The sequence below is a fragment of the Enterobacter sp. ECC-019 genome (genome assembly GCF_043974075.1).
GTDB lineage: Bacteria > Pseudomonadota > Gammaproteobacteria > Enterobacterales > Enterobacteriaceae > Enterobacter > Enterobacter asburiae_D.
In genome coordinates, this window is record NZ_CP143759.1 from 4,103,689 (window position 1) to 4,130,638 (window position 26,950).

The following is a 26,950-nucleotide window of genomic DNA, read 5'->3' on the forward strand; positions in this document are numbered from 1 at the left end:
AAGCGCCCTAAAGGCGCTTTTTTGCTATCTGCGCTTTGTCTACTTTCCAGCCGTCAACGTCGCAATCAACGTCTTCACCGCAGGTGTCGCCTGCTTCTCGTCATACACCACATACAAATCTGCCGGTATACGCTCTTTCAGCGGGCGGAACACCACGCCCGGCCACTGCATTTGCGCGTAGCTGTCTGCCGCAAGCGTAATCCCCATGCCCATGCTGATCATCGCCAGTACCGTTTGCGGTTCAACGGCTTCGCGCACAATCATCGGCGAAAAACCGGCCTGCTGGCAGACGCGATGTAAAAATGCCCAGTCAGAATGGGCCGACGGCATCGTAACAAAATACTCGTCCTGCAATTCTGCGAGCGCAATGGAAGGTTCCCTGACCAGCCGGTGATCTTCCGGCATCGCCACCAGAAAAGCCGCTTCACGCAGCCGCAGGCTGGTAAACCCCGCGGTAGGTTCCGTTGCCATTCGCCAGATCCCGACATCCAGCTCCCGGCGCTCAAGCAGCGCCATCTGCATTACCGGCGATTTTTCGCGAAAAACGACATCAACATTTGGATGCTCTTTCAAAAAAGCGCGCATCACCGTGCGCACCTCGCTCCACATGGCGGTGCCGACAATCCCCAGCTCAATGCGCCCTGCCTCCCCCCGGCCAATTTGCTCGACGCGAGCCAGAGCCTGGTTTGCGCTGGCGAGCAGCCGGCGGGACTCTTCCATCAACACCTTACCGGCATGCGTCAACGCGACGCTCCGCGAGTGGCGAATAAACAGTAACGTGCCCAACTGACTTTCCAGTTCTTTAATATGCAGGCTTAATGGCGGCTGAGACATATTGAGACGGGCCGCAGCCCGTCCAAAATGCAGTTCCTCCGCCACGGCCAGAAAATAGCGCAGCAGCTTGAGATCGGTCCGATAGACGCGTTCCATCAAAACATATCCTGGCGATAACACTTATGCGCCTACCTTAAAGCCTTTCCGCGTCCGTAGGGAAAATTTAGTGCGCAACTGTGCGCATCCCGCTGTTTTTACAGGTGTGGTGGTAGTTAAAGCTGAAGTAAAAGACCACCGCGAGCGCCAGGGCATAGGCCGCAAATACCAGCCAGATCGTCTGCCAGTCCTTCACCCCGTCCACCGAGAAATAATCCACTGCCATACCGCTCAATACCGAACCAAAATACGCCCCGATACCGTTAACGGTCGTCATAAACAACCCTTGCGCGCTGGCGCGGATATCGGCGCTGACCTCCTGTTCAACAAATACCGAGCCTGAAATATTGAAGAAGTCGAACGCGCAGCCGTAGACAATCATTGAGAGCATGAGCAGCACAAAGCCCGTCGCGGACGGATCTCCAAAGGCAAATAGCCCGAACCGCAGCATCCAGGCCACCATGCTCATCAGCATAACGGCTTTAATGCCAAATCGTCCGAGGAAATACGGAATGGTCAGAATGAAGAACACCTCGGACATTTGCGAAACGGAGAGCAGGATGGACGGATATTTGACGATAAAGCTATCTGCATACGCCGGATTACGCGCAAAATCATGCAGGAAGGGGCTGCCAAACGTGTTGGTTATCTGCAGCACGGCGCCCAGCAACATCGCGAATAAAAAGAACACCGCCATGCGGGGCTGTTTAAACAGGATAAACGCATTGAGGCCCAGCTTGCTTGCCAGAGACGGAGACGTTTTTGTCTTCGCAACCGGAATAGCCGGTAGCGTCAGAGAATAAAACGCCAGCAGCAGGGACGCGGCAGCCGCAATATAGAGCTGCACGTTGCTCAGTTCCGCTCCCATCAGGCTAATAACCCACATCGCGGCAATAAAGCCCACGGTGCCATACACCCGCACTCGCGGAAAATGGCTCACCGTATCCAGCCCTGCCTGTTCAAGACAGGAGTAGGAAATGGTGTTCGACAGCGCAATCGTGGGCATGAAGGCCATCGCATTCACCAGCATGACCCAGAACATCAGCCCTGGCTCATTGACCTGCGCGGCATAGCAGAGCGCGACGGCGCAGACGAGGTGGCAAATCACGTAGGCACGGTCGGCCCGCAGCCACTTGTCGGCAATAATCCCCACCAGCGAAGGCATAACGATCGCGGCAAGTCCTTTGGAGCTGTAAACCATGCCCACGTCGGAGCCGGTAAAGTGTAGGGTGTTGATCATGTAAGCGCCCAGGGTAACCAGCCAGCTCCCCCAGATAAAATATTGCATAAAGGACATCATCTTTAAGCGAGTCGTGATGTTCATAACCCATTCCTTATAGCAGTGTGGCCCTGGCGGGCCACTTTATTGTTTTATTCAGGCAATATGGCGAAGAAAACCGCAGATAAGATTGATAAAGTTCTGGCGGGAGAGCTCGGCGGCGGCAAGGGTTTGTTCATGCGAGAGTTTGACCTCACCCAGACCTTCGGCGAGATTGGTAATTGCAGAAACGGCCACGACCTTCAGGCCGCAGTGGCGTGCGGAAATCACTTCAGGCACTACGGACATCCCCACTACATCGCCGCCGATAATCTGCATCATGCGGATCTCGGCCACCGTCTCGAAGTTCGGGCCGGGATAAGAGACAAACACCCCTTCATGCAGCGGGAAGCCTTCTTTCGTTGCCACGGTTTGCAGAACGGCACGGTAATCCGCGTCGTAAGCATTGGCCAGAGAGAAGAAACGATCGCCAAAGCGCTCATCGTTCAGCCCCACCATCGGCGTGCCCGGCATGGTGTTGATATGGTCGCTCAGGGCAACCAGGCTTCCTGGCTGAACCTCCGGGCGCAGCGAGCCCGCCGCATTGGTGCTAAACAGCAGCTCGCACCCCAGCAGCGCAAAGGTGCGGATCGCATCGGTCATGATGGTCATCCCGCGCCCTTCATAGAAATGGCCGCGCCCCTTCATACAGGCCACAGGCACCCCGGCCAGATGCCCGAGCACCAGCTCGCCGGCATGACCATGCACGGTGCTCACCGGGAAGCCCGGCAGCTTTTCGTAGCTCAGGGAAACGGCGTCATCAATCTGGTCGGCGAGCGCGCCCAGGCCAGAGCCGAGAATAAACGCCACGCGAGGCGTGAAGTTCGGCTTAGCGGCGCGAATGATGTCGGCGCAGTACCACGGGTTATTCGAGAGGGTCATAGAGGCTCCTTAAGGATTAAGATCGCGATAGCGGGGATCGCATGACTTACGTCTTATATCCGCAGCCTGCCGGTGACCTCCAATACACTTTCACCGCACCATCAATACTGATTGTGTATCGATGCAACTCCCTGCCAGATATGGCAGTTTTGCTCAAGCTAATCCCGTCGGTGCCGATACTTCTGTTTTATAACGCGAGGAAAAAGTATGACGACCATTCAGGCTTCAACCCAACAGATTCAAACCAGCGGCGCGAGTGGAACTTCGAGCAGTAACGATATCTCTGCGCAAATCACCCGCATTCTCGACAAGATCAAAAAGCTGACTCAGCAGTTAAAAGAACTGGCAAACAGTCCCGTCAGCACCGATGAGAAGAAGAAGCAGCAGGAACTTATTCAGACCCAGATCAAGGTGCTGCAGGCGCAGCTCGCCGCGCTGCAGCGCCAGCAGGCCGAAGAGGCTCAGAAGAAGCAGGATCAAAAGCTGGGCAAAGTGGAAGGGGTAAACAGCCCGTCAGACACTAATCAGATTGATATCTACATCTAATCTTCTGATGCGTTAAACAGTGGGTCGCGTATGCGGGCTTCGGTTAATCGTTGTGCCTGGATACGCACCACTTCCCAGATAGCCTGCGCCGCCCCCGAGAGTGAACGATTTTTTCGCCGCACCAGCATCAGCTTTCGCTCGACAACGGGCGTTAATCGCCTGACGGCCAGCCGGCTTCCCTGCGGCAGGGGAAGCGCCAGGGCGGGCAAGACGCTGATGCCAATACCGGCTTCCACCATCGGAAACAGCGTCGCCGGGTGACCAATCTCCTGCACGATAGTTGCCTTTACCCCCTGATTCACCAGCGCGGAATCAATCAGCGGACGGCTGCCCGAGGCATAGTCCTGTAACACCAGGTTCGCGCCCTGCAGGGACTGCCAGCTGACCTCCGGCAACGTGGCCAGCGGATCGTCGTCACGGCAGAGCAGCAAAAAGGGCTCAGAAAGTATGCTTTCGCACGCCAGATCGCTCACCTGACCGGGATCGATAACAATACCAAAATCCACATCTCCCTGGCGGATGCTCTCCAGCACCCACTGCTGCGGCCTGTCATGCAGGACAAAATCAATGTCCGGGTAGCGATGACTGCCCTCGGCAATACACTGCGGGATAAGGTGTGCAGAGATCGTCTGACTGGCCGCGACGCGCACGGTCCCCGAAAGCTGCTGCCCCAGCCTCCCCACGTCTCTGAGCGTGCTGTTTAGCTCATCCAGCAGCCGTTCGAGGCGCAGGGCCAGCTGCTGCCCTGCTTCGGTCAACACCACTTCGCGCGTGGTGCGGTCAAGCAACTTCACCCCGGTCTGATTCTCCAGCTCTTTCACGCTGTGGCTGACCGCCGACTGGCTCAGACCAATCATCTCCCCTGCCCGGCTAAAGCTGCGGGCATGCGCAACGGTGACGAAAATACGAAGCTGACGTAAGGAATAATTCATCTGTTTCATTCATGAATGGATGCAATAAATCAATTTTATTTCTCAAATGGAAAAAAGCACAATAGCGATATCTGATTTCAGGAGTCATTATGAAACTATTTCGTATTCTTGATCCGTTCACACTTACCCTGGTAGTTACCGTATTACTGGCCTCGTTTTTCCCGGCTCGCGGCGGTTTCGTCCCATTCTTTGAAGGGCTGACCACGGCGGCCATCGCCCTGCTGTTCTTTATGCATGGCGCAAAACTTTCCCGCGAGGCCATTATCGCAGGCGGCGGACACTGGCGGCTGCATCTGTGGGTGATGTGCAGCACATTCATTCTGTTCCCGATACTCGGCGTGCTGTTTGCCTGGTGGGCACCGGTCAATGTCGACCCAGCCCTGTATACCGGGTTCCTGTATCTCTGCATTCTCCCCGCTACCGTGCAGTCTGCCATCGCCTTTACCTCGCTGGCAGGCGGCAACGTAGCGGCAGCCGTTTGTTCAGCATCCGCCTCCAGCCTGTTAGGGATTTTCGTCTCTCCGCTACTGGTGGGCCTGCTTATGAACATGCACGGTGCGGAAGGTAACCTGGAGCAGGTCGGCAAAATCTGTCTGCAGCTGCTGCTGCCGTTTGTGCTGGGGCATCTTTCCCGACCGTGGACCGGCGCGTTTGTGGCGAAGCATAAAAAATGGATTTCAAAAACCGACCAGACCTCGATTCTGCTGGTGGTTTACTCCGCCTTCAGCGAAGCGGTCGTGAACGGGATCTGGCACAAGGTGGGTGCAGGCTCGCTGCTGTTTATCGTGGTGGTCAGCATCGTCCTGCTGGCGATTGTGATTGCGGTAAACGTTTTTGTGGCACGCAGGTGCGGCTTCAACAAAGCGGATGAAATTACGATTGTGTTCTGCGGTTCGAAAAAGAGCCTGGCGAACGGTATCCCGATGGCCAACATTCTGTTCCCGACCTCGGTGATTGGGATGATGGTGCTGCCGCTGATGATTTTCCATCAGATCCAGCTGATGGTCTGCGCAGTGCTGGCGCGTCGCTACAAGCGCCAGACCGAGAAGCTGGCGCAGGAAGAGACCCGCGCCGCGAAGGCTTAAGGACGTTTCAGGGGCTGAACCAGCTGGGTCAGCCCCTCGCTTTTGATGAGTAACGTGATAGCCATCAGCTCGCCCAGCCGCCCTGCCGGGAATTCATCCTTGCGGGCAAACCACAGCAGATACTCTTCCGGCAAATCAATCAGCCTGCGGCCCTTGTATTTTCCGAACGGCATCTCCGTATTGGCAATCTCAACGAGCTGTTCTTTCTCCACGTTACTCTCCTAACAGACGCATCATTTCCGCTTCGTCGATAACCGCAATACCGAGTTCCTGGGCTTTTGCCAGCTTCGAACCCGCCGCTTCCCCGGCGATCACCAGGTCGGTTTTCTTCGACACGCTGCCCGCTACTTTGGCCCCCAGCGCCACCAGACGCGCTTTCGCATCGTCGCGTGAAAGCTGGCTCAGGCTACCGGTCAGCACTACCGTTTTACCGGCGAACGGGCTGTCAATCTCTTCGGCGTTAACCACCACCGGCGCGGGCCACCTGATGCCTTCTTCCAGTAGCTTGCCGATGACTTCACGGTTGCTCTCTTCGGCGAAGAAGTTAAAGACGTGCGTGGCGACCACGATGCCGACATCCGGCACTTTTTGCAGTTCGTCAATGCTTGCCTTTTCCAGCGCCTCCAGCGTACCAAAGTACGCCGCCAGGCCCGCGGCCGTCGCCTCACCCACTTCACGAATGCCCAGCGCGTACAGGAAGCGAGCGAAGGTGGTCTCTTTGGCGGCTTCCAGCGCGTTAACCACGTTCTGGGCTGACTTTGGCCCCATGCGATCCAGGCCGGTCAGTTTACCTGCCGTCAGTTTGAACAGATCTGCTGGCGTGTGGACATACTCTTTCTCAACCAGCTGATCGATAATTTTATCGCCCATGCCGTCGACGTCCATCGCCCGGCGAGAGACGAAGTGCTTTAGCGACTCTTTACGCTGCGCGCCACAGATTAACCCCCCCGTACAGCGCGTCACCGCTTCACCTTCAACACGCTCAACGTCCGAGCCGCACACCGGGCAATGGGTCGGGAAGACGATCTCGCGCGTTTCGGCAGGGCGTTCTGACTCCACGACGTTAACCACCTGCGGGATCACGTCGCCCGCGCGGCGAATCACCACTTTGTCACCAATGCGCAGGCCCAGGCGTTCGATTTCATCAGCGTTATGCAGCGTGGCATTACTCACCAGCACGCCCGCCACCTGCACGGGCTCCAGACGGGCAACCGGGGTAATGGCGCCCGTACGGCCGACCTGGAACTCGACGTCACGAACGAAGGTCATCTGCTCCTGAGCAGGGAACTTAAACGCCACCGCCCAGCGCGGCGCGCGCGCCACAAAGCCAAGCTGCTCCTGCAGCGCCAGTGAGTTCACCTTGATGACGACGCCATCAATATCAAACCCGAGCGTCGGACGATCCTCTTCCACTTTATGGTAGAACGCCAGTACCGCTTCCGGCGAGTCACAGAGCTGAACGCGGTTGCTCACCGGCAGGCCCCACGCTTTAAACTGCAACAGACGCCCGAGGTGCGTATCCGGCAGCTCGCCCCCCTCCAGAATACCCACACCGTAGCAGAAGAAAGTAAGCGGTCGCTTCGCGGTGATACGCGGGTCAAGCTGGCGCAGAGAGCCAGCCGCCGCATTACGCGGGTTAGCAAACACCTTCCCGCCGGTGCGACGCGCCTCTTCGTTAATTTTCTCGAAGCCCGCCTGGGGCAGGAACACCTCGCCGCGCACTTCCAGACGCGCGGGAATGTTATCACCCTGCAGTCTCAGCGGGATCGCGCGGATGGTACGCACGTTGGTGGTGATGTCTTCGCCCGTCGTGCCGTCGCCACGCGTCGCGGCGCGCACCAGCACGCCGTTTTCGTAGAGAAGACTGACCGCCAGGCCATCCAGCTTGAGCTCGCAGCACCAGGTGAGGGAGTCGCTGCTTTTCAGGCGATCCTGCACGCGCTTGTTAAACGCCAGAAAGCTCTCTTCATCGAAGACGTTATCCAGCGACAGCATCGGCACCTCATGGCGCACCTGGCTGAAAGCCCCCAGCGGCTCAGCGCCGACGCGCTGGGTGGGGGAATCCGGCGTGATAAGCTCCGGGTGCTGCGACTCTAATTCGCGCAGCTCGCGCATCAGGCGGTCATATTCCGCATCCGGGACTTCCGGCGCGTCCATAACATGATAGAGATATTCATGATGGCGAAGCGTGGTTCGCAGTTCAGTGAGTTGTTGTTCGATTGAGTCCATATCGCACCATCAATGAGAAAAAACCCCCGACAGGCGGGGGTTGAGGAGGAGTTGAAGTAAACGCGACGATTACGCGTTAGCTTCCTTAACTTCGCGGATGCGGTCCTGATACTCACGCAGCTTCTGCGGGGTCATCATTCGACGCTGATCGTCGAGCACCACGCCACCGACTTCGTCAGCGATATGCTGGGCAGACTGCAGCATCAGCTTAAAGTTTTGCAGTTCGTCGCCGTAGGACGGCACCTGCATAAAGATAGTCACGCCCGGGGTCACGAAATCACCGGTCATTTCCGGATCAAAGGTGCCAGGGTTAACCATATTGGCCAGGCTGAACAGCGCCGGGCCGCTACCGTCAGGGCTCAGGTGGCGATGGAAAATGTTCATATCGCCAAACTTGAAGCCTGCCTGTTGAATACTGTTAAGCAGCACGTCACCGTTGAGATGGCTACCGTGATGCGCGGCCACGTTCATGATGATCACCGCTTCTTTACGCTGCGGTTTTTCAACAACCGGCTCTGGCTCTACAACGGGCTCAGGCTCAACGTGCGGGGCCGGAGCGGGCTGAGGCGCAGGCTGTACGTGAACAGGCTGCTGCGGCTGTTGTACCGGCTGAGCAGGCTGTTGTTGCACGGGCTGCTGTACCGGTTGCTGTTGAACCGGCTGGGCAGGCTGCTGATAGACAGGCTGTTGCGGCGGCTGGCGCACCGGCTCTTCCACAGGCTGCGGCGCTGGCTGGCGCGGCTGTGCAGAAGCATACGGCGGTTGATACTGGTGCTGCGAAGGACGAGGCGCTTCATGCTCCCCATGGCCTGCGCCGGGCGCAGTATTGACCCGATGAACACGAACTTCACCCACGCCGTCGTCATCGCTGCCGTCGATGTCATCTTCGCTGTCATCGTCGTCACGACTGGACTTCATGCGCTTTAGTGGGCGATCGCGAAACATCGAGGAACGCTCTTTACGGCTGGTCCAGAAACCATGTACCAGTAAAGCGATTATGGCGATCGCGCCAACAATGATTAATATCAGACGCAAATCCTGCATCATTATATTCTCTGTTGTTCTAACACCTTGCCACCACGGCAAACATTTACTCACTAAGAGTATTTGCCGTTTACGTCAAGTGCAAGTGTGTGCAGAGCATTCACAGCATAAAGATGAAGGAAATCGTGCTTTTTGCTGGTTTTTCGAACATTTCCGAACTGGTCATTGCTCCGTAAGTGGATAATATAGGCGGGCAATTCCACTGGTTGTGTAAAAAGGAGTACAGCCTGGCTATGGTTTCAACATCTTCTTCTCCCCCGCGCAGCGGCGTCTGGTATTTTTCTCAGGGCTGGAAACTGGTCTCCCTGCCGGGGATTCGACGCTTCGTCATTCTCCCGCTGTTGATCAACATTATTCTGATGGGCGGCGCGTTCTGGTGGCTGTTCACAAAGCTGGAAAGCTGGATCCCGTCGCTGATGAGCTATGTGCCGGACTGGCTACAGTGGCTTAACTACCTGCTCTGGCCGGTGGCGGTGATCTCCGTGCTGCTGGTGTTTGGGTACTTCTTTTCGACGATTGCCAACTGGATAGCCGCACCGTTTAACGGCCTACTGGCGGAACAGCTGGAAGCGCGGCTTACCGGGGCAACGCCGCCGGACACGGGCGTGCTGGGGATCATGAAAGACCTGCCACGCATCATGAAGCGCGAGTGGCAAAAGTTTGCCTGGTACCTGCCCCGCGCGATCGTGCTGCTTATCCTCTACTTTGTGCCAGGCATTGGCCAGACGGTGGCACCGGTGCTGTGGTTCCTGTTCAGCGCCTGGATGCTGGCCATTCAGTACTGCGACTATCCGTTCGATAACCACAAGGTGCCGTTTAAAGCGATGCGCACCGCCCTGCGCAGCCAGAAGGTCGCCAATATGCAGTTTGGCGCGCTGACCAGCCTGTTCACCATGATTCCCTTCCTGAATCTATTCATCATGCCCGTCGCCGTCTGCGGCGCAACGGCGATGTGGGTCGACTGCTACCGTGCTAAGCACGCGTTATGGAAATAATGCAAAAATGTGTAAAGCAGGGGTGGCTTATGCCGCCCCTTATTCCATACTGATCCCCATTATTTCCTTGCAGTATATAGATATGCGAATTCCTTACTTCCCCCTACCTGCTTAGCAGGTATGCTGGGTCGGTATCCCAATTTCATACAGTTAAGGACAGGCCATGAGTAAGATTTATGAAGACAACTCGCTGACTATCGGTCATACGCCCCTGGTTCGACTGAACCGTATCGGTAATGGACGCATTCTGGCGAAGGTCGAATCACGTAACCCGAGCTTCAGCGTAAAATGCCGTATCGGTGCAAACATGATTTGGGATGCTGAAAAACGTGGCGTACTGAAGCCAGGCGTTGAGCTGGTGGAACCGACCAGCGGCAATACCGGTATCGCTCTGGCCTATGTGGCGGCCGCGCGTGGCTACAAGCTGACGCTGACCATGCCAGAGACCATGAGTATCGAGCGTCGTAAACTGCTCAAAGCGCTGGGCGCGAACCTGGTGCTGACCGAAGGCGCGAAGGGCATGAAAGGTGCCATTCAGAAAGCCGAAGAGATTGTGGCCAGCGATCCGGCGAAATATCTGCTGCTGCAGCAGTTCAGCAACCCGGCTAACCCGGAAATTCACGAGAAGACTACCGGTCCGGAAATCTGGGAAGATACCGACGGCCAGGTTGACGTCTTTATCTCCGGCGTGGGTACCGGCGGTACGCTGACCGGCGTGTCACGCTATATTAAAGGCACAAAGGGTAAAAAAGACCTGATCACCGTTGCCGTTGAGCCGACTGACTCACCGGTTATCACCCAGGCACTGGCGGGTGAAGAGCTGAAACCAGGCCCGCATAAAATCCAGGGTATTGGCGCAGGCTTCATTCCAGGCAACCTGGATCTGAAGCTTATTGATAAAGTGGTCACCATCACTAACGAAGAAGCCATCTCTACCGCGCGTCGCCTGATGGATGAAGAAGGCATTCTGGCGGGTATCTCTTCCGGTGCGGCCGTTGCGGCAGCGCTCAAACTTCAGGAAGATGAGTCCTTTACCAACAAGAACATTGTGGTTATCCTTCCTTCCTCGGGTGAGCGTTACTTGAGCACCGCACTGTTTGCCGATCTGTTTACCGAAAAAGAGCTGCAACAGTAGTGCCAGCATGTTAATAACGCGTAAAAAAGCACCTTTTTAGGTGCTTTTTTGTGGCCTGCTTCAAACTTTTACCCCTCCTGGCATTGCTTCACCCCGAAGGGTCTGGTATTTAAACCAGCAATTATTTTGATGCGTGAAATTAATCGGCAAACGAAATAGCCTTGCTGAATCGATTTTATGATTTGGTTCAAGTCTTGCTTTCGCTGCATAATGTTTAATGACGATCGAAACGTCAGCGCTAACAATACAGGCTAAAGTTCAGTCGCCAGGCTAGACTTTAGTTCCACAACACTAAACCTATAAGTTGGGGAAATACAATGTTCCAGCAAGAAGTTACCATTACCGCTCCGAACGGTCTGCACACCCGCCCTGCTGCTCAGTTTGTTAAAGAAGCAAAAGGCTTCACTTCTGAAATCACTGTGACTTCCAACGGCAAAAGCGCGAGCGCAAAAAGCCTGTTCAAACTGCAGACTCTGGGCCTGACTCAGGGCACCGTTGTCACCATCTCTGCAGAAGGTGAAGACGAGCAGAAAGCAGTTGAGCATCTGGTAAAACTGATGGCTGAGCTCGAGTAAGTTTCCGGGTTCTTTTAAATATCAGTCACAAGTAAGGTAGGGTTATGATTTCAGGCATTTTAGCATCCCCGGGTATCGCTTTCGGCAAAGCACTGCTGCTGAAAGAAGACGAGATCGTCATCGACCGGAAAAAAATTTCTGCCGACAAGGTTGATCAGGAAGTTGAACGTTTTCTGAGCGGTCGTGCCAAGGCATCTGCGCAACTGGAAGCAATCAAAACTAAAGCTGGCGAAACTTTCGGTGAAGAAAAAGAAGCCATCTTCGAAGGGCACATCATGCTGCTCGAAGATGAGGAGCTGGAGCAGGAAATCATAGCCCTGATTAAAGATAAAGGCATGACGGCCGACGCGGCTGCGCATGAAGTTATCGAAGGTCAGGCAACTGCCCTGGAAGAACTGGATGATGAATACCTGAAAGAGCGTGCGGCTGACGTACGTGACATCGGTAAGCGCCTGCTGCGCAACATCCTGGGTCTGGCCATCATCGACCTGAGCGCGATTCAGGATGAAGTGATCCTGGTTGCCGCTGACCTCACCCCGTCTGAAACCGCACAGCTGAACCTGAAAAAGGTCCTCGGTTTCATCACCGACGCGGGTGGCCGTACCTCCCACACCTCTATCATGGCGCGCTCTCTGGAACTGCCTGCCATCGTGGGTACCGGTAGCGTCACCTCTCAGGTGAAAAACGGCGACTATCTGATTCTGGATGCCGTAAACAATCTGGTTTACGTCAACCCAACCAATGAAGAGATCGACAAACTGCGCGCGGTTCAGGAGCAGGTTGCGACTGAAAAAGCCGAACTCGCTAAGCTGAAAGACCTGCCAGCCATCACCCTGGACGGCCATCAGGTAGAAGTGTGCGCAAACATCGGTACCGTCCGCGACGTTGATGGCGCTGAGCGCAACGGTGCGGAAGGCGTAGGTCTCTATCGTACAGAATTCCTGTTCATGGACCGCGACGCGCTGCCAACGGAAGAAGAGCAGTTTGCTGCTTATAAAGCCGTGGCTGAAGCGTGTGGCTCTCAGGCGGTTATCGTCCGTACCATGGACATCGGTGGCGACAAAGAGCTGCCGTACATGAACTTCCCGAAAGAAGAGAACCCGTTCCTGGGCTGGCGTGCAATCCGCATCGCGATGGATCGTAAAGAGATCCTGCGTGACCAGGTTCGCGCTATCCTGCGTGCCTCTGCTTTCGGTAAACTGCGCATCATGTTCCCGATGATCATCTCTGTTGAAGAAGTGCGTGCACTGAAGAAAGAGATTGAAATCTACAAACAGGAACTGCGCGACGAAGGTAAAGCGTTTGACGAGTCAATCGAGATCGGCGTGATGGTGGAAACACCTGCGGCGGCGACCATTGCGCGTCATTTAGCCAAAGAAGTTGATTTCTTTAGTATCGGCACCAATGATTTAACGCAGTACACCCTGGCAGTTGACCGTGGTAATGATATGATTTCACATCTCTACCAGCCAATGTCACCGTCCGTACTGAACTTGATCAAGCAAGTTATTGATGCTTCTCATGCAGAAGGTAAATGGACTGGCATGTGTGGTGAGCTTGCAGGCGACGAACGTGCTACACTTCTGTTGCTGGGTATGGGTCTGGACGAATTCTCTATGAGCGCCATTTCCATCCCGCGCATTAAGAAGATTATCCGTAACACGAACTTCGAAGATGCGAAGGTATTAGCAGAGCAGGCTCTTGCTCAACCGACAACGGACGAGTTAATGACGCTGGTTAACAAGTTCATTGAAGAAAAAACAATCTGCTAATCCACGAGATGCGGCCCAATTTACTGCTTAGGAGAAGATCATGGGTTTGTTCGATAAACTGAAATCTCTGGTTTCTGATGATAAAAAAGACTCCGGAACTATTGAGATTGTTGCTCCGCTCTCCGGCGAGATCGTCAACATCGAAGACGTGCCGGATGTAGTGTTTGCTGAGAAAATCGTTGGTGATGGCATTGCTATCAAACCAACTGGCAACAAAATGGTTGCTCCAGTTGACGGCACCATCGGTAAAATTTTTGAAACCAACCATGCGTTCTCTATCGAATCTGATAGCGGTATCGAACTGTTCGTTCACTTCGGTATCGACACCGTTGAACTGAAAGGCGAAGGCTTCAAACGTATCGCGGAAGAAGGCCAGCGTGTTAAAGTTGGCGACCCGGTGATTGAATTCGATCTGCCACTGCTGGAAGAAAAAGCCAAGTCTACCCTGACACCGGTTGTTATCTCCAACATGGACGAAATCAAAGAACTGATCAAACTGTCTGGCAGCGTCACCGTGGGTGAAACCCCGGTTATCCGCATCAAGAAGTAATTCTTGCCGCACAGAAAAATGGCGCCTTCGGGCGCCATTTTTGTTTATGCGGGGAGGATAAGCTCGTCGTAACCTTTCGACTGGGTATAAAGCATCACGTCAGTCACCCGATCGCCGGCCATGCGAATGGCATCAGCAACGGTTTTCCCCTCTACAATTCCGCTCACCAGCTCTGAACAGAACAGGTCGCCCGTCCCTTTCAGATCGGTTTCAACGCGCGGGTGCGCGCTGACGGTCACGCCCTCATTCGTCACCAGCACCACGTGGATGTTTTCCGGGTCGTCAGCGACCGGCGCGCTGGTGATTGCCACCCATTTCAGGGTGTCGGAGAGCAATCCCTGTGCCGCCACAATGGCGCTTTCCGGCGTGCGACACGGTTTGCCGCTCAACACTTCCAGCTCATAGACGTTTGGCGTAATCCCCTGCGCCAGCGGCAGCAGGTGCTCCCGATACGCTTGCGGGATCTCGGGCTTCACGTACATACCGCTGTCGATATCGCCGATAACCGGGTCGACCAGCACCAGCAGGTCAGGATGCTGCGCTTTGACCGCCTTCAGCCACTGCGCCAGCAGTACGATCTGGCTGGCGCTGCCCATATAGCCGGTAGTGACCGCCTTAAGCTCGCGCAAGATCTCACGCTCTTCCAGCGCCTTAAGGTAGCCGGTGAACCACTCGTCGGGGATCACTCCACCATAAAACGTGTCGTAGTGCGGCGTGTTGCTAAACAGTACCGTCGGCACGGCGGTAACGTTTAGCCTGTGGGTACGAATATTCGGTACCGCAATGCTGTTCCCCACGCTGCCGTAAACCACCTGCGACTGCACGGCGACAATGTCGGTTTGCTGCGCCCGTGTATTATCCCGGAATAGAATCATCTCCATGACGCTTAAATCCCCGCCCCCTGCGAATAACTCTCTTCACCAAAGACGCCGGTAGACAAATAGCGATCGCCGCGATCGCAAATAATCGCCACCACTACGGCTCCCGGGTTTGCCTGCGCCACCCGAATCGCACCCGCTACCGCGCCGCCCGAGCTGACGCCGCAGAAGATACCCTCGCGCACGGCCAGCTCACGCATGGTATTTTCCGCCTCGCGCTGGTGAAGATCCAGCACCTGGTCCACAAGCTGTGCATTAAAGATGCCGGGCATATACTCCGCAGGCCAGCGGCGAATGCCCGGGATGCTGCTCCCCTCTTCCGGTTGCAGACCAACAATGGTGACGGTTTTTTCCTGCTCGCGCAGAAAACGCGATACCCCGGTAATGGTGCCAGTGGTACCCATGCTGGAGACAAAATGGGTGATACGCCCGTCGGTTTGCTGCCAGATTTCCGGGCCAGTGGTGGTGTAGTGCGCGTAAGGGTTGTCCGGATTGTTGAACTGATCGAGCAGTTTACCTTCGCCGCGCTCGGCCATTTCTAACGCTAAGTCGCGCGCGCCTTCCATTCCCTGCTCTTTGGTCACCAGAATCAGCTCTGCCCCGTAGGCACGCATCGCGGCGCGCCGCTCCTGGCTCATGTTGTCCGGCATCAGCAGCTTCATGCGGTAGCCTTTCAGCGCGGCGATCATCGCCAGAGCGATACCGGTGTTGCCGCTGGTGGCCTCAATCAGCACATCGCCTGGCTTGATTTCTCCGCGTTTTTCGGCCTGGACAATCATCGACAGCGCCGCGCGGTCTTTCACCGACCCCGCCGGGTTATTGCCTTCGAGTTTGACCCAGATTTCGCTGCCGTTGTCCGGCCCCATGCGCTGAAGCTTGACCAGAGGAGTGTTGCCGATGGTATGTTCGAGTGTATTCACGATTTTTACTCAATAAAAAAGCCGGGTGGCGCGCAGCGATCCCGGCCTACAAGACGCAGTGATAATTGTAGGCCCGGTCAGCGCAGCGCCACCGGGCGATAAACATCCTAATAACCTATCAGGCTGACTCCGCCAGAGCAATATCCTCGCGCGTCTCGATGCGCTCCTTCCCGTGATAAATGCGGGCATGCTGAAGCCCAACAAACAGGCGCTCACCCCGGTGCGGCGGCTCTTCGTCACGCATCACCACGGTCAGCGGCTCGGTATACCAGCCCAGCGGCTGTACCACCAATTGGGTGTAGTGACCTTTAGGGCTAGCTTCCAGCACCTGTACCGGCAGCGGTGAATCCAGGCTGGTTCGGCGGCTCACGTCCACTTCCCACGGACGCAGGAACAGATCGACCGGCCCCTGGTGCGCGGAGGTATAGCCCAGCGGCCAGCGGTGCGCCCCCACGTGGAATTGTCCGCCGCGAATGGTGCCCTGCAGACGGTTCACCTCACCCATAAACTCCAGCACGAAGCGGGTCGCCGGTTCACGCCAGAGCTGCTCCGGCTCGTCAACCTGCTCAATGTTGCCCTGGCTCATGACCACGACACGGTCCGCGACTTCCATCGCCTCTTCCTGATCGTGGGTCACGAAGACGCTGGTGAATTTCAGCTCTTCATGGAGCTGACGCAGCCAGCGACGAAGTTCTTTACGCACCTGCGCATCCAGCGCGCCGAAGGGTTCATCCAGCAGCAGAATTTGCGGCTCAACGGCCAGCGCGCGCGCCAGCGCCACACGCTGTTTCTGCCCGCCGGACAGTTGGGCCGGGAAACGGTCCGCCAGGTGAGCCAGCTGCACCATCTCCAGCAGTTTGGTCACTTTCGCCTTAATGGTTGCCGCATCCGGGCGCTCGCGACGCGGCAGCACGGTCAGGCCAAACGCGATGTTGTCGAACACGGTCATGTGGCGGAACAGCGCGTAATGCTGGAACACAAAACCTACTTTACGATCGCGGGCATGCAGGCGGCTAACGTCGGTGCCGTGAAAGCGGATGTGCCCGCTGGTCTGATGCTCAAGCCCGGCGATAATACGCAGCAGCGTGGTTTTACCCGAGCCAGACGGCCCCAGTAGCGCCACCATTTGTCCGGAAGGGATATCCAGCGAGATATCATTCAGCACCTGGGTGCGACCAAAAGACTTCTTAATATTGGCAATCTCAATGCTCATGATTTCCCTCCTGATGCTGACGTTTTTCCTGATTTTCTAAACGCCACTGCACCACACTCTTCAAAAACAGGGTCAAAATGGCCATCAGCGTCAGCAACGCTGCGGCAGTAAACGAGCCGATGGTGTTGTAGTCCTGCTGCAGCAGCTCAATCTGTAGCGGCAGCGACAGGGTTTCACCCCGGATGGAGCCGGAGACGACGGAAACGGCACCGAACTCGCCAATCGCGCGGGCGTTGGTCAGCACCACGCCGTAAAGCAGCGCCCAGCGGATATTTGGCAGCGTCACGCGACGGAACATCTGCCAGCCTGACGCGCCCAGCAGCACCGCCGCTTCGTCTTCGTTGCTCCCCTGGCTTAACATCACCGGCACCAGCTCACGCACCACAAACGGACAGGTCACGAAAATGGTGACCAGCACCATGCCCGGCCAGGCGAACATGATCTGCAGGTTATGCTCGTCCAGCCAGCCGCCCAATGGGCCGTTGGAGCCGTAAAAGAGCAGGTACACCAGACCCGCCACCACCGGCGATACGGCGAAAGGAATATCCAGCAGGGTCAGCAGCAGCTGACGTCCCGGGAAGTTGAAGCGGGTCACCAGCCAGGCCAACAGGGTCCCGAACACGAGGTTCACCGGCACGGTGATCAACGCAATCAGTACGGTCAGCCAGATGGCATGCAGCATATCCGGATCTGCCAGGTTCTCCAGCGCGGGCATCAGGCCCTTGCTGAACGCCTGAACGAAGATATAAATCGTCGGCACGACGAGGATGAGGCCGGAAACCAGCACACCCACGCCAATCAGAAACCACTTACCCCAGTTGATGCGGGGTGTATCGTATCGCTTCAATTGCGTAACTTCCGCCATCAGTGACCTACCACACGTCGACCAAAGCGACTTTGCAGAGTGTTAATCGAGTACAGCAGCAGCAGCGAGGCTGCAAGGATCACCGAGGCAATTGCGCTCGCCGCCGGATAATCAAACTCCTGCAAACGGATGAAAATCATCAGCGAGGTGACTTCAGTTTTCCAGGCGATGTTCCCGGCGATAAAAATCACCGCGCCGAACTCACCGAGGCTGCGGGTAAACGACAGCGCAACACCCGCCATCAGCGCCGGAGAGAGCTCCGGCAGAACCACCTTGCGGAAGCTCTGCCAGCGCGTAGCGCCCAGCGTTTCCGCCGCTTCTTCGTATTCCGGACCCAACTCTTCCAGCACCGGCTGCACGGTACGGACCACAAACGGGATGCTGGTAAAGGCCATCGCCACCGCGATACCGAGCCAGGTGTAGGTCACTTTGATGTCAAATTTCGCCAGCCACTCACCGTACAGCCCGTTGACGGAGAAGAGCGATGCGAGGGTTAAGCCCGCCACCGCCGTCGGCAGCGCAAACGGCAGATCCATCAGGGCGTCAAGCAGCGTGCGGCCCGGGAAGCGATAGCGAGTTAAGATCCACGCCATCAGCAGGCCAAACACGCCGTTAAAAATGGAGGCGACAAACGCCGACAACAGCGTCACCTTATAGGCCGCCACCACCTGTGGGTTGGTGACCACGTCCCAGTACTGCGCCCAGCTCATCTGCGCAAGTTGCATCACCAGCGCGCTGAGCGGCAACAGCAGGATCAGGCAGACGAACAGCAGGCTGGTCCCGAGGCTTAAGGTAAAGCCCGGCAGCACGCGTTTTGTCGAAACTGCAAACATTACTTATGCCCCGCCGCCAGCAATTTGTCTAACTCACCGCCGCTGGCAAAATGCGTTTTCATCACATCAGGCCAGGAGCCGAAATGATCTTCCACGCGGAACAGTGCAGTCTGCGGGAATTTGTCTTTCAGTTTGTTCATCACGTCCGGGTTATTCACGCGGTAGTAGTAATCAGTAATGATGGTCTGCGCCTGCGGGCTGTACAGGTAGTTGAGATAGGCTTTTGCCGCTTTCTCGGTACCGTTTGCCTGCACGTTTTTATCCACCCACGCCACCGGGAACTCGGCCAGGATGTTGGTTTTCGGGATAACGACCTCAAAGCCCTGCGCTTCGTACTGTTTACGGATGTTATTCACTTCCGATTCAAAGCTGATGAGCACATCGCCGAGACCGCGTTCTGCGAAGGTGGTGGTCGCCCCACGGCCGCCGGTATCAAACACTTCGACGTTTTTCAGGAACTGGGTCATGAACTGCTCGGTCTTGGCCTTATCATTACCGTCAGCCTTATCCGCAGCGCCCCACGCCGCTAAATAGGTATAACGCGCGTTACCGGAGGTTTTTGGGTTCGGGAAAATCAGCTTCACGTCGGAACGCACCAGGTCGCTCCAGTCGTGGATATTCTTCGGGTTGCCCTTACGCACCAGGAAGCCCATGGTGGAATAGAACGGCGAGCTGTTGTTTGGCAGTCGGCTCTGCCAGTCGGCCGGAAGCAGCTTGCCTTTGTCGTGCAGGATCTGCACGTCAGTCACCTGGTTGTAGGTCACCACATCCGCTTTCAGGCCCTGCAAAATCGCCAGCGCCTGCTTGGACGACCCGGCGTGGGACTGCTTGATGGTCAGCTTGTCGCCGTTATTGTCTTTCGCCCACTGCTGTTCGAACGGTGGGTTAAGGGCGGCAAACAGCTCGCGGGAGACGTCATACGAACTGTTTAACAGTTCAGTCGCCTGCGCCTGTGCCACCAGCAGTAAACCTGCCAGCGCCAGAGTTCCTTTTTTCAGTACAGTAACGGCCATTGCGCACCCTTATAAATGTGATGACTATCTTATAGTCATAATATTTATAACGGGGATGAAAGGAGTAACGGTTTTATATACCGTTTGGTGATTTAGAAGCAGAAAAGGGAATAAGGGGTGCGGCCTGATGCCCTCACCCCGGCCCTCTCCCACAGGGAGAGGGAGAAAGGCCATTAAAGCGCCAGCAGACGCTCAACGGACGGCGCAAAGTAGTAGCCGCCGGTCACCGGTTTGGTGAAGCGCAGCATGGCGTCGCGCTTGCCGTCGGTATCGCCGAACATGCTCAGCAGCTGCTGCTCAATGTTATAGAGGCGCGCGCAGTAGGCGCAGAAGTAAAGGCCGTGCGTGCCGCTGGCGGTACCGTACGGCAGGCTCTGGCGAACAATCTTCAGCCCTTTGCCGTCTTCTTTGAGGTCAACGCGGGTCAGGTGAGAGGTAACGGGACGGTCGTCGCCGTCGATCTCTTCGTTGGCTTCTTTGGTTCGGCCAATCATCATCTCCTGGTCGTGCACGCTCATGCGGTTAAGCTGCTTGAGGTTGTGCTCCCAGCGCTGCACGAACACGTAGCTGCCGCCCGCGTCCACACCGTCTTTGATCACCGCCACGTCGCGACGCGTCTCTTCGCCTGCCGGGTTTTCCGTCCCGTCGACGAAGCCGCTCAGATCGCGCTCTTCCACCCAGCGGAAGCCGTGAACCTCTTCCTGTACCTCAATGCAGTCGCCAAAGGCCGCTACCGCCGCCTGGGCAACGGAAAAGTTCACGTCGTGACGCAGGGAGAGAATGTGGATCAGCACGTCGTATTGGGTCGCCGGAGCCAGACCTTTGCCGTAAGGGACGAAGTCTTTGAGCTCTTCCGCCCCTTCGCCACCGCTCAGCTGACGCCAGACGTTATTGCCAAAGGCAACAACGGCGCCGAGGTGGGCTTCCGGGAATTTGGCCTGGAAGGTGGCCAGCTTATCAACAAACGCTTTACTGGCCGCACGCAGGGCATCCACGTCCCCTTTAACATTGGCTTCAATCCAAATCGCCGCGCGGCAATGTTCTGGCAAAATGCCACTCTGAACCTGAGACATCGCTCCTCCTGAAATAAAGATGCCACGTCAGCGTGGCATTGATGGCGGGTATTATACCCGGATTTCAGCGAGGCGGTTTGTTCAGGCGCAAATTACTGCTTCCAGAGTATTTTGCTCACTTTCCAGCTCTTAAGCGTGTCGTCAGACGGCATCAGTCCTTCCGGTCCGCTCCAGGTTCCGGTGAAGATATAGCTGATGTGCTGGCTGCCTTCAGCCTTACATTCCACCGCGACCTTGTCGTCAGACGGCACGCTGGTGCAGTTGCCAAAGGCCTGCTTATAAAGTTCGCTAAACGGCGTGCCCACTTTTACACCGCTCGCCGTCGGAATATCTTCATCCATCACGGCAATTCGGTTTACCGTGCCTTTGTCACCGTTGATCACCAGCGCCAGCTTGTCGCCCTTCAGCGCTTCGTAATAGCGAACGATATTGCCATTCTCCGTTTTCATGCCGCTGCGCAGACGGTAATCGCTGCTGAGCGCATCCTGAATAGCATTCTGATCCAGCGCCGTCGCGGCGGTAATTTTCCCCACGCCCTGCTCGGTCACTTCCGTTGATGAGCCAAACCAGTTCCACGGATACGCGGCGGACCAGTTAATGGAGGAGAGCGTCGAACAGCCGGTCAACGCCAGCGGGAGAGCGCATAAAAGTAAACGCAGCGATTTCATTGAAACGTCCTTTCTTGTTAAATCAACGCTTGTTGGAGTGCGACATCGGCAAAAAGTGCCGGATTAATCATCCTGATGCGCAAAACAGGCGCGAAGACGCGGGTTGGTCAGCAGCCACAGCAGGGCCACAATATCGGCAACCACCAGCGCAACGCCGGTGCCCGTCAGCGATTCACCGTACCACCAGAGTACCGGCTGCCAGAAGAGCAGCGCAACCTGGGCGAGGATCAGCAGCCAGCGAAGCGCGCGCCAAAAACGTGGGATCGCATGCCGTCTTCCGCTGCATAAAAAAGCGACCACCGCCGGTACGCCCGGCAGCAAGCCGAGCCAGAAGGCGTCGTGATCGGGATAAAAGAGAGTCAGCAGCGTGTCGCCCTGCCCGCGCGACGCGGCGGCCATCACAAACAGCACCCAGGTCCGGGCCTGCAGCAGCAGAACGCACCAGAATAAAAAGGGCAGCCTGACGCGGCCCTGCGCGTCATAGTCTGCCGGGTGGATCTCAGTACTCTTCATCTTCGATCAGACGCTTTCCTAAACTCAGCACGTCAGCGTGTTCATAGCCCAGACGCTCATACATGCCCAGCACCACGTCGTTATCTTCCCGCACCATGATCTGGATTTTTGGGCAGCCGCGGGCGATCAGCTTCTTCTCGAGTCGGTTCAGCAGCGCATTGGCAATGCCGCGGCCACGGTATTCCGGGTGGACGCCCAGATAATAGGCCGAGCCGCGGTGGCCGTCGTAACCGCCCATTACCGTCCCCACAACCTCACCGTTGACTTCCGCGACCAGAAACAGACTGACGTCGTGATTCACCTTACGTTCGATATCCATTTCCGGATCGTTCCACGGACGCAGCAGATCGCAGCGCTCCCAAAGGGTGATCACCTCTTCGAAATCTTCCTGGCGAAAAACGCGTATCTCCATGGTCTTAACCGCCTTTTCGGGTTTAAAAACAGTGATTATGGCGCGAAGCACGCCTTTAGCCAATAACCGGGGAAAATCTCGCCAAAATTTGGCATAATGTCACTTTGTCACGTATTGAAATGAAAAGTAAAACAATTCTCAATATGGACTGTCGTAACGGGAAACACGATACGATATAACACCAGGACCCCTTTTTTTAGTATTCAGGCCGCATGAGCACATTCAAACCATTAAAAGCACTCACATCGCGTCGTCAGGTTCTCAAAGCGGGGCTGGCGGCCTTAACGTTAACGGGCATCGCAAAGCAGGCTCAGGCGAAAGACGAGAGCACGCTCAAAACCAGTAACGGACACAGCAAACCGAAAACCAAAAAGCCGGGCGCGAAGCGTCTGGTGATGCTCGACCCGGGCCACGGCGGTATTGATACCGGCGCCATCGGCAAAAACGGGTCGAAAGAAAAACACGTCGTGCTGGCAATTGCAAAAAATGTGCGCGCAATTTTACGCAGTAACGGCATTGACGCCCGTCTGACGCGCTCTGGCGATACCTTCATTCCGCTGTATGACCGCGTTGAGATCGCCCACCAGCACGGGGCGGATCTGTTTATGTCGATTCACGCCGACGGCTTTACCAACCCTTCTGCGGCCGGTGCCTCGGTGTTTGCGCTTTCCAACCGTGGCGCCAGTAGCGCCATGGCAAAATACCTCTCCGACCGCGAAAACCGGGCGGATGAAGTCGCCGGGAAGAAAGCCACTGACAAAGATCATCTGCTACAGCAGGTGCTGTTCGACCTCGTGCAGACGGATACGATCAAAAACAGCCTGACGCTCGGCTCGCATATTCTGAAGAAGATTAAGCCGGTGCATCGTCTGCACAGCAAAGGCACCGAGCAGGCGGCGTTCGTGGTCCTGAAATCACCGTCCATCCCGTCCGTGCTGGTGGAAACCTCCTTCATTACTAACCCGGAAGAAGAGCGACTCCTCGGCACCACGGCGTTTCGTCAGAAGATCGCCAACGCCATCGCCTCCGGCATTATCAGTTACTTCAACTGGTTCGATAACCAAAAAGCGCACTCCAGGAAACGTTGATGAAACCCGATGCTCAACTGGTAAAAACCTTCCTGCTGCAGCTGCAGGATGAGATCTGCCAGAAACTGACCGCCGCAGACGGCGGTGAATTTCAGGAAGATAACTGGCAGCGCGAGGCCGGGGGCGGCGGGCGCAGCCGCGTGCTGCGAAACGGCGGCATCTTCGAACAGGCGGGCGTCAATTTTTCCCACGTTCACGGCGACGCCATGCCCGCGTCTGCGACGGCACATCGTCCTGAGCTGGCGGGCCGCAGCTTCGAGGCGATGGGCGTCTCGCTGGTGGTGCATCCGCACAACCCGTTTGTGCCCACCAGCCACGCCAACGTGCGCTTTTTCATTGCGGAAAAACCGGGCGCCGACCCGGTCTGGTGGTTCGGCGGCGGTTTCGATTTAACGCCCTACTACGGTTTCGAAGAGGATGCCGTGCACTGGCATACCACCGCGCGGGATCTTTGCCTGCCGTTTGGCGAAGAGGTCTACCCGAAATTCAAAAAGTGGTGCGATGACTACTTTTATCTGAAGCACCGCGACGAGCAGCGCGGCATCGGCGGGCTGTTCTTTGACGATCTCAACACGCCAGATTTTGATACCGCGTTCAGCTTTATGCGCACGGTAGGAGAAGGCTATACCGACGCGTATCTGCCCATCGTCGAGCGCCGTAAAAACACCGACTACGGCGTGCGCGAGCGTGAGTTCCAGCTTTACCGCCGCGGGCGCTACGTGGAGTTCAACCTGGTGTGGGATCGCGGGACGCTGTTCGGCCTGCAGACCGGCGGGCGCACGGAGTCGATTCTGATGTCGATGCCGCCGCTGGTGCGCTGGGAGTACTGCTACGAACCAAAAGAAGGCAGCCCGGAGGCTGCCTTGCGTGAATTTATTCAGGTTCGGGACTGGGTGTAACTGCCGGATGGCGCTGCGCTTATCCGGCCTACACAACCCGTAGGTCGGGTAAGCGAGCGCGCCACCCGACACCACGCGCTTACAGCGGCTGCGTCTGCGCCTCAACCACCGCCAGCGCCACCATGTTCACGATACGACGCACGGAGGCAATCGGCGTTAACACATGCACCGGTTTCGCCACGCCCATCAGTACCGGTCCTACGGTTACCCCTTCAGAGCTGGAAACGCGCAGCAGGTTATAGCTGATACGCGCCGCTTCCACGTTCGGCATAATCAGTATGTTCGCCGATCCCTTCAGCGGGCTGTCCGGCATACGTTCGTTACGGATGCTCTCCACCAGCGCGGCGTCGCCGTGCATCTCCCCGTCAATCATCAGCTCCGGCGCACGCTCGCGCACCAGCTCCAGCGTCTGGCGCATTTTGCAGGCCGCCGCTGATTTAGACGAACCAAAGTTAGAGTGCGACAGCAGCGCCACCTTCGGCTCGATACCAAAGCGACGCACGGTCTCGGCGGCCATTACGGTGATCTCCGCCAGCTCGTCCGGGGTCGGATCGTCGTTAACGTAGGTGTCAGCAATAAAGGTGTTGCCGCTCGGCAGCAGCAGCGCGTTCATCGCCCCGGCGGTATGGACGCCGTCGCGATAGCCGAAGATCTCCTGCACCACGCTAAAGTGCTCGTGGTAATCGCCGATGGTGCCGCAGATCAGCGCATCAGCCTCGCCTCGATGCACCATGATCGCGCCGATCACCGTGGTGTTGCTGATCACCGCTTTCTGCGCCTGCTCCTGGGTGATCCCCCGGCGCTTCATGATCGCGTAGTATTCGCTCCAGTACTCTTTGAAGCGAGGATCGGATTCGTTGTTAACGATCTCGAAGTCGACGCCCGGCTTAATCTGCAGGCCCAGCTTCTGGATACGCATCTCAATCACGCTCGGACGACCAATCAGGATCGGTTTCGCCAGGCCTAAGGTGATCAGCTCCTGGGTGGCGTGCAACACGCGCGCCTCTTCCCCTTCCGCCAGCACGACGCGCTTCGCGTCGGCGCGCGCCTGGGAGAAGATCGGCTTCATGAACAGGTTGGTTTTATAGACAAACTCGGTGAGCTTATCGACGTAAGCGTCGAAATCGTGAATCGGACGCGTCGCCACGCCGGAGTCCATCGCCGCTTTGGCCACCGCTGGAGCAATTTTGACAATCAGACGCGGGTCGAACGGTTTTGGAATGATGTAGTCCGGTCCGAAGCTCAGATCCTGATCGCCGTACGCAGACGCGACCACTTCACTCTGCTCGGCGTGGGCCAGCTCCGCGATGGCGTGAACGGCGGCAAGCTTCATCTCTTCGTTGATCGCCGTTGCGCCAACGTCCAGCGCGCCGCGGAAGATGAACGGGAAGCAGAGCACGTTGTTGACCTGGTTCGGGTAGTCCGAACGGCCGGTACAGATAATGGCATCTTCACGCACCGCTTTCGCCAGCGGCGGCAGGATTTCCGGCTCAGGGTTCGCCAGGGCCAGGATCATTGGCGCACGCGCCATCTTCTTCACCATCTCCTGGGTCAACACTTTCGGACCCGAGCAACCGAGGAAGATATCCGCGCCGTCGATCACGTCGTCCAGGGTGCGTTTGCCGTCGTCGTCCACCGCATACGCCGCTTTGGTTTCCGCCATGTTCGGCTCGCGGTCTTTATAGATAACGCCTTTGGAGTCGCAGACCACAATGTTGTGTTTCTGCATACCCAGCGCCACCAGCAGGTTCATACAGGCGATGGCCGCGGCGCCTGCGCCAGAAACCACCATGCGCACGTCGGAGAGATTTTTCTCGACCACGCGCAGGCCGTTCAGAATCGCGGCGGTGCTGATAATCGCGGTGCCGTGCTGGTCATCGTGGAACACGGGAATGTTCATACGCTCGCGCAGCTTCTGCTCGATATAGAAACATTCCGGCGCTTTGATGTCTTCGAGGTTAATCCCGCCGAAGGTCGGCTCAAGCGCGGCCACCACGTTGATGAATTTGTCAGGATCGAGTTCGTCCACCTCGATATCGAACACGTCGATACCGGCGAATTTCTTGAACAGTACCCCCTTCCCTTCCATCACCGGCTTGCCGGCCAGCGCACCGATGTTGCCCAGCCCCAGCACCGCCGTGCCGTTAGAGATCACGGCGACAAGGTTGCCGCGCGCGGTGTATTTGTAGGCTGCCAGCGGGTCTTTTTCGATTTCCAGACACGGGGCAGCGACGCCCGGCGAATAGGCCAGCGCCAGATCGCGCTGGGTTGCCAGCGGCTTGGTTGGGGAGACCTGGATTTTCCCCGGAACCGGAAACTCGTGAAAATCGAGGGCACTCTGTTTTAACTGATCGTCCATCTTGTTATTCCTTTTACGTATCGGTCAGATAGTATCGCCGCAGGATAGCGCATAAACTTTGAAGGCTGCCAAACTCTCACCATCACACATTAAAAATTGTTATCAATTTATAACAGCCATGTTACCCGTCTCAAAAGCAATGCCTCCCCCGTCTGCTATGCTTTTTTGTTAAGTCCATCATGATTTTTCCAGAAGTGTGAACTAACGCACTCATCTAACTCTT

General features: G+C 56.5%; 27 protein-coding genes. 9 read left to right on the forward strand and 18 right to left on the reverse strand.

From position 1 onward, the window contains the following. Positions 1 to 39: 39 nt before the first annotated feature. The 3 genes from V1566_RS19400 to xapA form a co-directional block, all read right to left on the reverse strand. Positions 40 to 930, reverse strand: a complete 891-nt coding sequence (locus V1566_RS19400) for a LysR family transcriptional regulator (protein WP_157189532.1) — start codon at positions 928 to 930, stop codon at positions 40 to 42. Between the two features lie 67 nt (positions 931 to 997). Then, complete coding sequence (locus V1566_RS19405) at positions 998 to 2,254, reverse strand: nucleoside permease (protein ID WP_395304369.1); 1,257 nt, start codon at positions 2,252 to 2,254, stop codon at positions 998 to 1,000. Positions 2,255 to 2,305: 51 nt separating this feature from the next. Continuing rightward, on the reverse strand, positions 2,306 to 3,130 hold the full coding sequence (xapA, locus tag V1566_RS19410) for a xanthosine phosphorylase (protein ID WP_332984659.1): 825 nt from the start codon (positions 3,128 to 3,130) through the stop codon (positions 2,306 to 2,308). 207 nt (positions 3,131 to 3,337) lie between these two features. Here xapA and V1566_RS19415 point away from each other — a divergent pair, with 207 nt between their 5' ends. After that, the gene (locus V1566_RS19415) at positions 3,338 to 3,676 is read left to right on the forward strand and encodes a FlxA-like family protein (protein ID WP_029740388.1); all 339 of its coding nucleotides are present in this window, start codon (positions 3,338 to 3,340) and stop codon (positions 3,674 to 3,676) included. Here the strand turns inward: V1566_RS19415 and V1566_RS19420 are convergent. Further along, a complete protein-coding gene (locus V1566_RS19420; RefSeq protein ID WP_121425216.1) occupies positions 3,673 to 4,608 on the reverse strand; it encodes a LysR family transcriptional regulator in 936 nt (311 codons plus the stop codon). The two genes, V1566_RS19415 and V1566_RS19420, sit on opposite strands and share 4 nt — an antisense overlap. Before the next feature lie 89 nt (positions 4,609 to 4,697). On the opposite strand from V1566_RS19420, the gene V1566_RS19425 reads away from it, so the two are divergent. Next, positions 4,698 to 5,693 carry a bile acid:sodium symporter family protein gene (locus V1566_RS19425; RefSeq protein ID WP_023332950.1) on the forward strand — a complete coding sequence of 332 codons (996 nt, stop codon included), beginning with the start codon at positions 4,698 to 4,700 and terminating at the stop codon, positions 5,691 to 5,693. Here the strand turns inward: V1566_RS19425 and V1566_RS19430 are convergent. From V1566_RS19430 to zipA, 3 genes are all read right to left on the reverse strand, one after another. Further along, positions 5,690 to 5,905: a putative quorum-sensing-regulated virulence factor gene (locus tag V1566_RS19430; RefSeq protein ID WP_343645817.1), complete on the reverse strand. Its 216-nt coding sequence runs from the start codon at positions 5,903 to 5,905 to the stop codon at positions 5,690 to 5,692. The genes V1566_RS19425 and V1566_RS19430 overlap by 4 nt on opposite strands. A gap of 1 nt (position 5,906) precedes the next feature. Then, a complete protein-coding gene (ligA, locus tag V1566_RS19435; protein ID WP_395304370.1) occupies positions 5,907 to 7,922 on the reverse strand; it encodes an NAD-dependent DNA ligase LigA in 2,016 nt (671 codons plus the stop codon). A 69-nt stretch (positions 7,923 to 7,991) separates the two neighbouring features. Then, the gene (zipA, locus tag V1566_RS19440) at positions 7,992 to 8,969 is read right to left on the reverse strand and encodes a cell division protein ZipA (protein ID WP_023332952.1); all 978 of its coding nucleotides are present in this window, start codon (positions 8,967 to 8,969) and stop codon (positions 7,992 to 7,994) included. A gap of 230 nt (positions 8,970 to 9,199) precedes the next feature. Between zipA and cysZ the strand changes: the two genes are divergently transcribed. From cysZ to crr, 5 genes are all read left to right on the forward strand, one after another. Then, positions 9,200 to 9,961: a sulfate transporter CysZ gene (gene cysZ / locus V1566_RS19445; RefSeq protein ID WP_029739991.1), complete on the forward strand. Its 762-nt coding sequence runs from the start codon at positions 9,200 to 9,202 to the stop codon at positions 9,959 to 9,961. 163 nt (positions 9,962 to 10,124) lie between these two features. Then, entirely contained in the window at positions 10,125 to 11,096 is a 972-nt protein-coding gene (cysK, locus tag V1566_RS19450; RefSeq protein WP_013098198.1) for a cysteine synthase A, read from the forward strand. A 317-nt stretch (positions 11,097 to 11,413) separates the two neighbouring features. Then, positions 11,414 to 11,671 (forward strand): phosphocarrier protein Hpr, encoded by a 258-nt coding sequence (gene ptsH / locus V1566_RS19455; RefSeq protein ID WP_000487600.1) that lies wholly within the window; start codon positions 11,414 to 11,416, stop codon positions 11,669 to 11,671. A 44-nt stretch (positions 11,672 to 11,715) separates the two neighbouring features. After that, on the forward strand, positions 11,716 to 13,443 hold the full coding sequence (gene ptsI / locus V1566_RS19460; RefSeq protein WP_023332954.1) for a phosphoenolpyruvate-protein phosphotransferase PtsI: 1,728 nt from the start codon (positions 11,716 to 11,718) through the stop codon (positions 13,441 to 13,443). 40 nt (positions 13,444 to 13,483) lie between these two features. Beyond that, positions 13,484 to 13,993, forward strand: a complete 510-nt coding sequence (gene crr / locus V1566_RS19465; RefSeq protein WP_003861316.1) for a PTS glucose transporter subunit IIA — start codon at positions 13,484 to 13,486, stop codon at positions 13,991 to 13,993. Positions 13,994 to 14,037: 44 nt separating this feature from the next. On the opposite strand, the gene pdxK is transcribed toward crr, so the two are convergent. From pdxK to V1566_RS19515, 10 genes are all read right to left on the reverse strand, one after another. After that, a complete protein-coding gene (gene pdxK, locus V1566_RS19470; protein ID WP_395304371.1) occupies positions 14,038 to 14,874 on the reverse strand; it encodes a pyridoxine/pyridoxal/pyridoxamine kinase in 837 nt (278 codons plus the stop codon). Between the two features lie 5 nt (positions 14,875 to 14,879). After that, positions 14,880 to 15,791, reverse strand: coding sequence for a cysteine synthase CysM (gene cysM / locus V1566_RS19475; protein WP_335245328.1), 912 nt, complete (start codon positions 15,789 to 15,791; stop codon positions 14,880 to 14,882). Between the two features lie 118 nt (positions 15,792 to 15,909). Further along, positions 15,910 to 17,004, reverse strand: coding sequence for a sulfate/thiosulfate ABC transporter ATP-binding protein CysA (cysA, locus tag V1566_RS19480; RefSeq protein WP_028016164.1), 1,095 nt, complete (start codon positions 17,002 to 17,004; stop codon positions 15,910 to 15,912). Further along, on the reverse strand, positions 16,994 to 17,869 hold the full coding sequence (gene cysW / locus V1566_RS19485) for a sulfate/thiosulfate ABC transporter permease CysW (RefSeq protein ID WP_395304372.1): 876 nt from the start codon (positions 17,867 to 17,869) through the stop codon (positions 16,994 to 16,996). The genes cysA and cysW overlap by 11 nt, the downstream gene beginning before the upstream one ends. Next, positions 17,869 to 18,702 carry a sulfate/thiosulfate ABC transporter permease CysT gene (cysT, locus tag V1566_RS19490; RefSeq protein ID WP_004123378.1) on the reverse strand — a complete coding sequence of 278 codons (834 nt, stop codon included), beginning with the start codon at positions 18,700 to 18,702 and terminating at the stop codon, positions 17,869 to 17,871. The genes cysW and cysT overlap by 1 nt, the downstream gene beginning before the upstream one ends. Next, positions 18,702 to 19,715, reverse strand: a complete 1,014-nt coding sequence (locus V1566_RS19495) for a sulfate ABC transporter substrate-binding protein (protein WP_032646709.1) — start codon at positions 19,713 to 19,715, stop codon at positions 18,702 to 18,704. Before V1566_RS19495 ends, cysT begins: the two co-directional genes overlap by 1 nt. Positions 19,716 to 19,888: 173 nt before the next feature. Next, entirely contained in the window at positions 19,889 to 20,788 is a 900-nt protein-coding gene (locus V1566_RS19500) for a Dyp-type peroxidase (protein WP_395304373.1), read from the reverse strand. 92 nt (positions 20,789 to 20,880) lie between these two features. Continuing rightward, positions 20,881 to 21,456: an RpoE-regulated lipoprotein gene (locus tag V1566_RS19505; protein ID WP_395304374.1), complete on the reverse strand. Its 576-nt coding sequence runs from the start codon at positions 21,454 to 21,456 to the stop codon at positions 20,881 to 20,883. A gap of 63 nt (positions 21,457 to 21,519) precedes the next feature. Continuing rightward, the gene (locus tag V1566_RS19510) at positions 21,520 to 21,969 is read right to left on the reverse strand and encodes a DUF2919 domain-containing protein (RefSeq protein WP_395304375.1); all 450 of its coding nucleotides are present in this window, start codon (positions 21,967 to 21,969) and stop codon (positions 21,520 to 21,522) included. Next, complete coding sequence (locus tag V1566_RS19515) at positions 21,956 to 22,381, reverse strand: GNAT family acetyltransferase (RefSeq protein WP_032643505.1); 426 nt, start codon at positions 22,379 to 22,381, stop codon at positions 21,956 to 21,958. The genes V1566_RS19510 and V1566_RS19515 overlap by 14 nt, the downstream gene beginning before the upstream one ends. A gap of 212 nt (positions 22,382 to 22,593) precedes the next feature. Here V1566_RS19515 and amiA point away from each other — a divergent pair, with 212 nt between their 5' ends. Then, the gene (amiA, locus tag V1566_RS19520) at positions 22,594 to 23,469 is read left to right on the forward strand and encodes an N-acetylmuramoyl-L-alanine amidase AmiA (protein WP_023308739.1); all 876 of its coding nucleotides are present in this window, start codon (positions 22,594 to 22,596) and stop codon (positions 23,467 to 23,469) included. Then, on the forward strand, positions 23,469 to 24,368 hold the full coding sequence (gene hemF, locus V1566_RS19525; protein ID WP_395304376.1) for an oxygen-dependent coproporphyrinogen oxidase: 900 nt from the start codon (positions 23,469 to 23,471) through the stop codon (positions 24,366 to 24,368). The genes amiA and hemF overlap by 1 nt, the downstream gene beginning before the upstream one ends. A gap of 79 nt (positions 24,369 to 24,447) precedes the next feature. Here the strand turns inward: hemF and maeB are convergent, their stop codons facing one another. Beyond that, on the reverse strand, positions 24,448 to 26,727 hold the full coding sequence (gene maeB, locus V1566_RS19530) for an NADP-dependent oxaloacetate-decarboxylating malate dehydrogenase (RefSeq protein WP_126329918.1): 2,280 nt from the start codon (positions 26,725 to 26,727) through the stop codon (positions 24,448 to 24,450). Positions 26,728 to 26,950: the final 223 nt, after the last annotated feature.

What these genes read in the sequence shown, in the direction of transcription:
- amiA (WP_023308739.1), top strand. Translation starts at nt 22,594, where the DNA reads ATGAGCACATTCAAACCATTAAAAGCACTCACATCGCGTCGTCAGGTT.
- xapA (WP_332984659.1), bottom strand. Translation starts at nt 3,130, where the DNA reads ATGACCCTCTCGAATAACCCGTGGTACTGCGCCGACATCATTCGCGCC.
- ligA (WP_395304370.1), bottom strand. Translation starts at nt 7,922, where the DNA reads ATGGACTCAATCGAACAACAACTCACTGAACTGCGAACCACGCTTCGC.
- V1566_RS19505 (WP_395304374.1), bottom strand. Translation starts at nt 21,456, where the DNA reads ATGAAATCGCTGCGTTTACTTTTATGCGCTCTCCCGCTGGCGTTGACC.
- V1566_RS19495 (WP_032646709.1), bottom strand. Translation starts at nt 19,715, where the DNA reads ATGGCCGTTACTGTACTGAAAAAAGGAACTCTGGCGCTGGCAGGTTTA.
- hemF (WP_395304376.1), top strand. Translation starts at nt 23,469, where the DNA reads ATGAAACCCGATGCTCAACTGGTAAAAACCTTCCTGCTGCAGCTGCAG.
- zipA (WP_023332952.1), bottom strand. Translation starts at nt 8,969, where the DNA reads ATGATGCAGGATTTGCGTCTGATATTAATCATTGTTGGCGCGATCGCC.
- cysA (WP_028016164.1), bottom strand. Translation starts at nt 17,004, where the DNA reads ATGAGCATTGAGATTGCCAATATTAAGAAGTCTTTTGGTCGCACCCAG.
- ptsH (WP_000487600.1), top strand. Translation starts at nt 11,414, where the DNA reads ATGTTCCAGCAAGAAGTTACCATTACCGCTCCGAACGGTCTGCACACC.
- V1566_RS19510 (WP_395304375.1), bottom strand. Translation starts at nt 21,969, where the DNA reads ATGAAGAGTACTGAGATCCACCCGGCAGACTATGACGCGCAGGGCCGC.
- V1566_RS19425 (WP_023332950.1), top strand. Translation starts at nt 4,698, where the DNA reads ATGAAACTATTTCGTATTCTTGATCCGTTCACACTTACCCTGGTAGTT.
- pdxK (WP_395304371.1), bottom strand. Translation starts at nt 14,874, where the DNA reads ATGGAGATGATTCTATTCCGGGATAATACACGGGCGCAGCAAACCGAC.
- cysK (WP_013098198.1), top strand. Translation starts at nt 10,125, where the DNA reads ATGAGTAAGATTTATGAAGACAACTCGCTGACTATCGGTCATACGCCC.
- V1566_RS19420 (WP_121425216.1), bottom strand. Translation starts at nt 4,608, where the DNA reads ATGAATTATTCCTTACGTCAGCTTCGTATTTTCGTCACCGTTGCGCAT.
- cysZ (WP_029739991.1), top strand. Translation starts at nt 9,200, where the DNA reads ATGGTTTCAACATCTTCTTCTCCCCCGCGCAGCGGCGTCTGGTATTTT.
- cysW (WP_395304372.1), bottom strand. Translation starts at nt 17,869, where the DNA reads ATGGCGGAAGTTACGCAATTGAAGCGATACGATACACCCCGCATCAAC.
- V1566_RS19500 (WP_395304373.1), bottom strand. Translation starts at nt 20,788, where the DNA reads ATGTCTCAGGTTCAGAGTGGCATTTTGCCAGAACATTGCCGCGCGGCG.
- V1566_RS19415 (WP_029740388.1), top strand. Translation starts at nt 3,338, where the DNA reads ATGACGACCATTCAGGCTTCAACCCAACAGATTCAAACCAGCGGCGCG.
- V1566_RS19405 (WP_395304369.1), bottom strand. Translation starts at nt 2,254, where the DNA reads ATGAACATCACGACTCGCTTAAAGATGATGTCCTTTATGCAATATTTT.
- maeB (WP_126329918.1), bottom strand. Translation starts at nt 26,727, where the DNA reads ATGGACGATCAGTTAAAACAGAGTGCCCTCGATTTTCACGAGTTTCCG.
- ptsI (WP_023332954.1), top strand. Translation starts at nt 11,716, where the DNA reads ATGATTTCAGGCATTTTAGCATCCCCGGGTATCGCTTTCGGCAAAGCA.
- V1566_RS19400 (WP_157189532.1), bottom strand. Translation starts at nt 930, where the DNA reads ATGGAACGCGTCTATCGGACCGATCTCAAGCTGCTGCGCTATTTTCTG.
- crr (WP_003861316.1), top strand. Translation starts at nt 13,484, where the DNA reads ATGGGTTTGTTCGATAAACTGAAATCTCTGGTTTCTGATGATAAAAAA.
- cysT (WP_004123378.1), bottom strand. Translation starts at nt 18,702, where the DNA reads ATGTTTGCAGTTTCGACAAAACGCGTGCTGCCGGGCTTTACCTTAAGC.
- V1566_RS19515 (WP_032643505.1), bottom strand. Translation starts at nt 22,381, where the DNA reads ATGGAGATACGCGTTTTTCGCCAGGAAGATTTCGAAGAGGTGATCACC.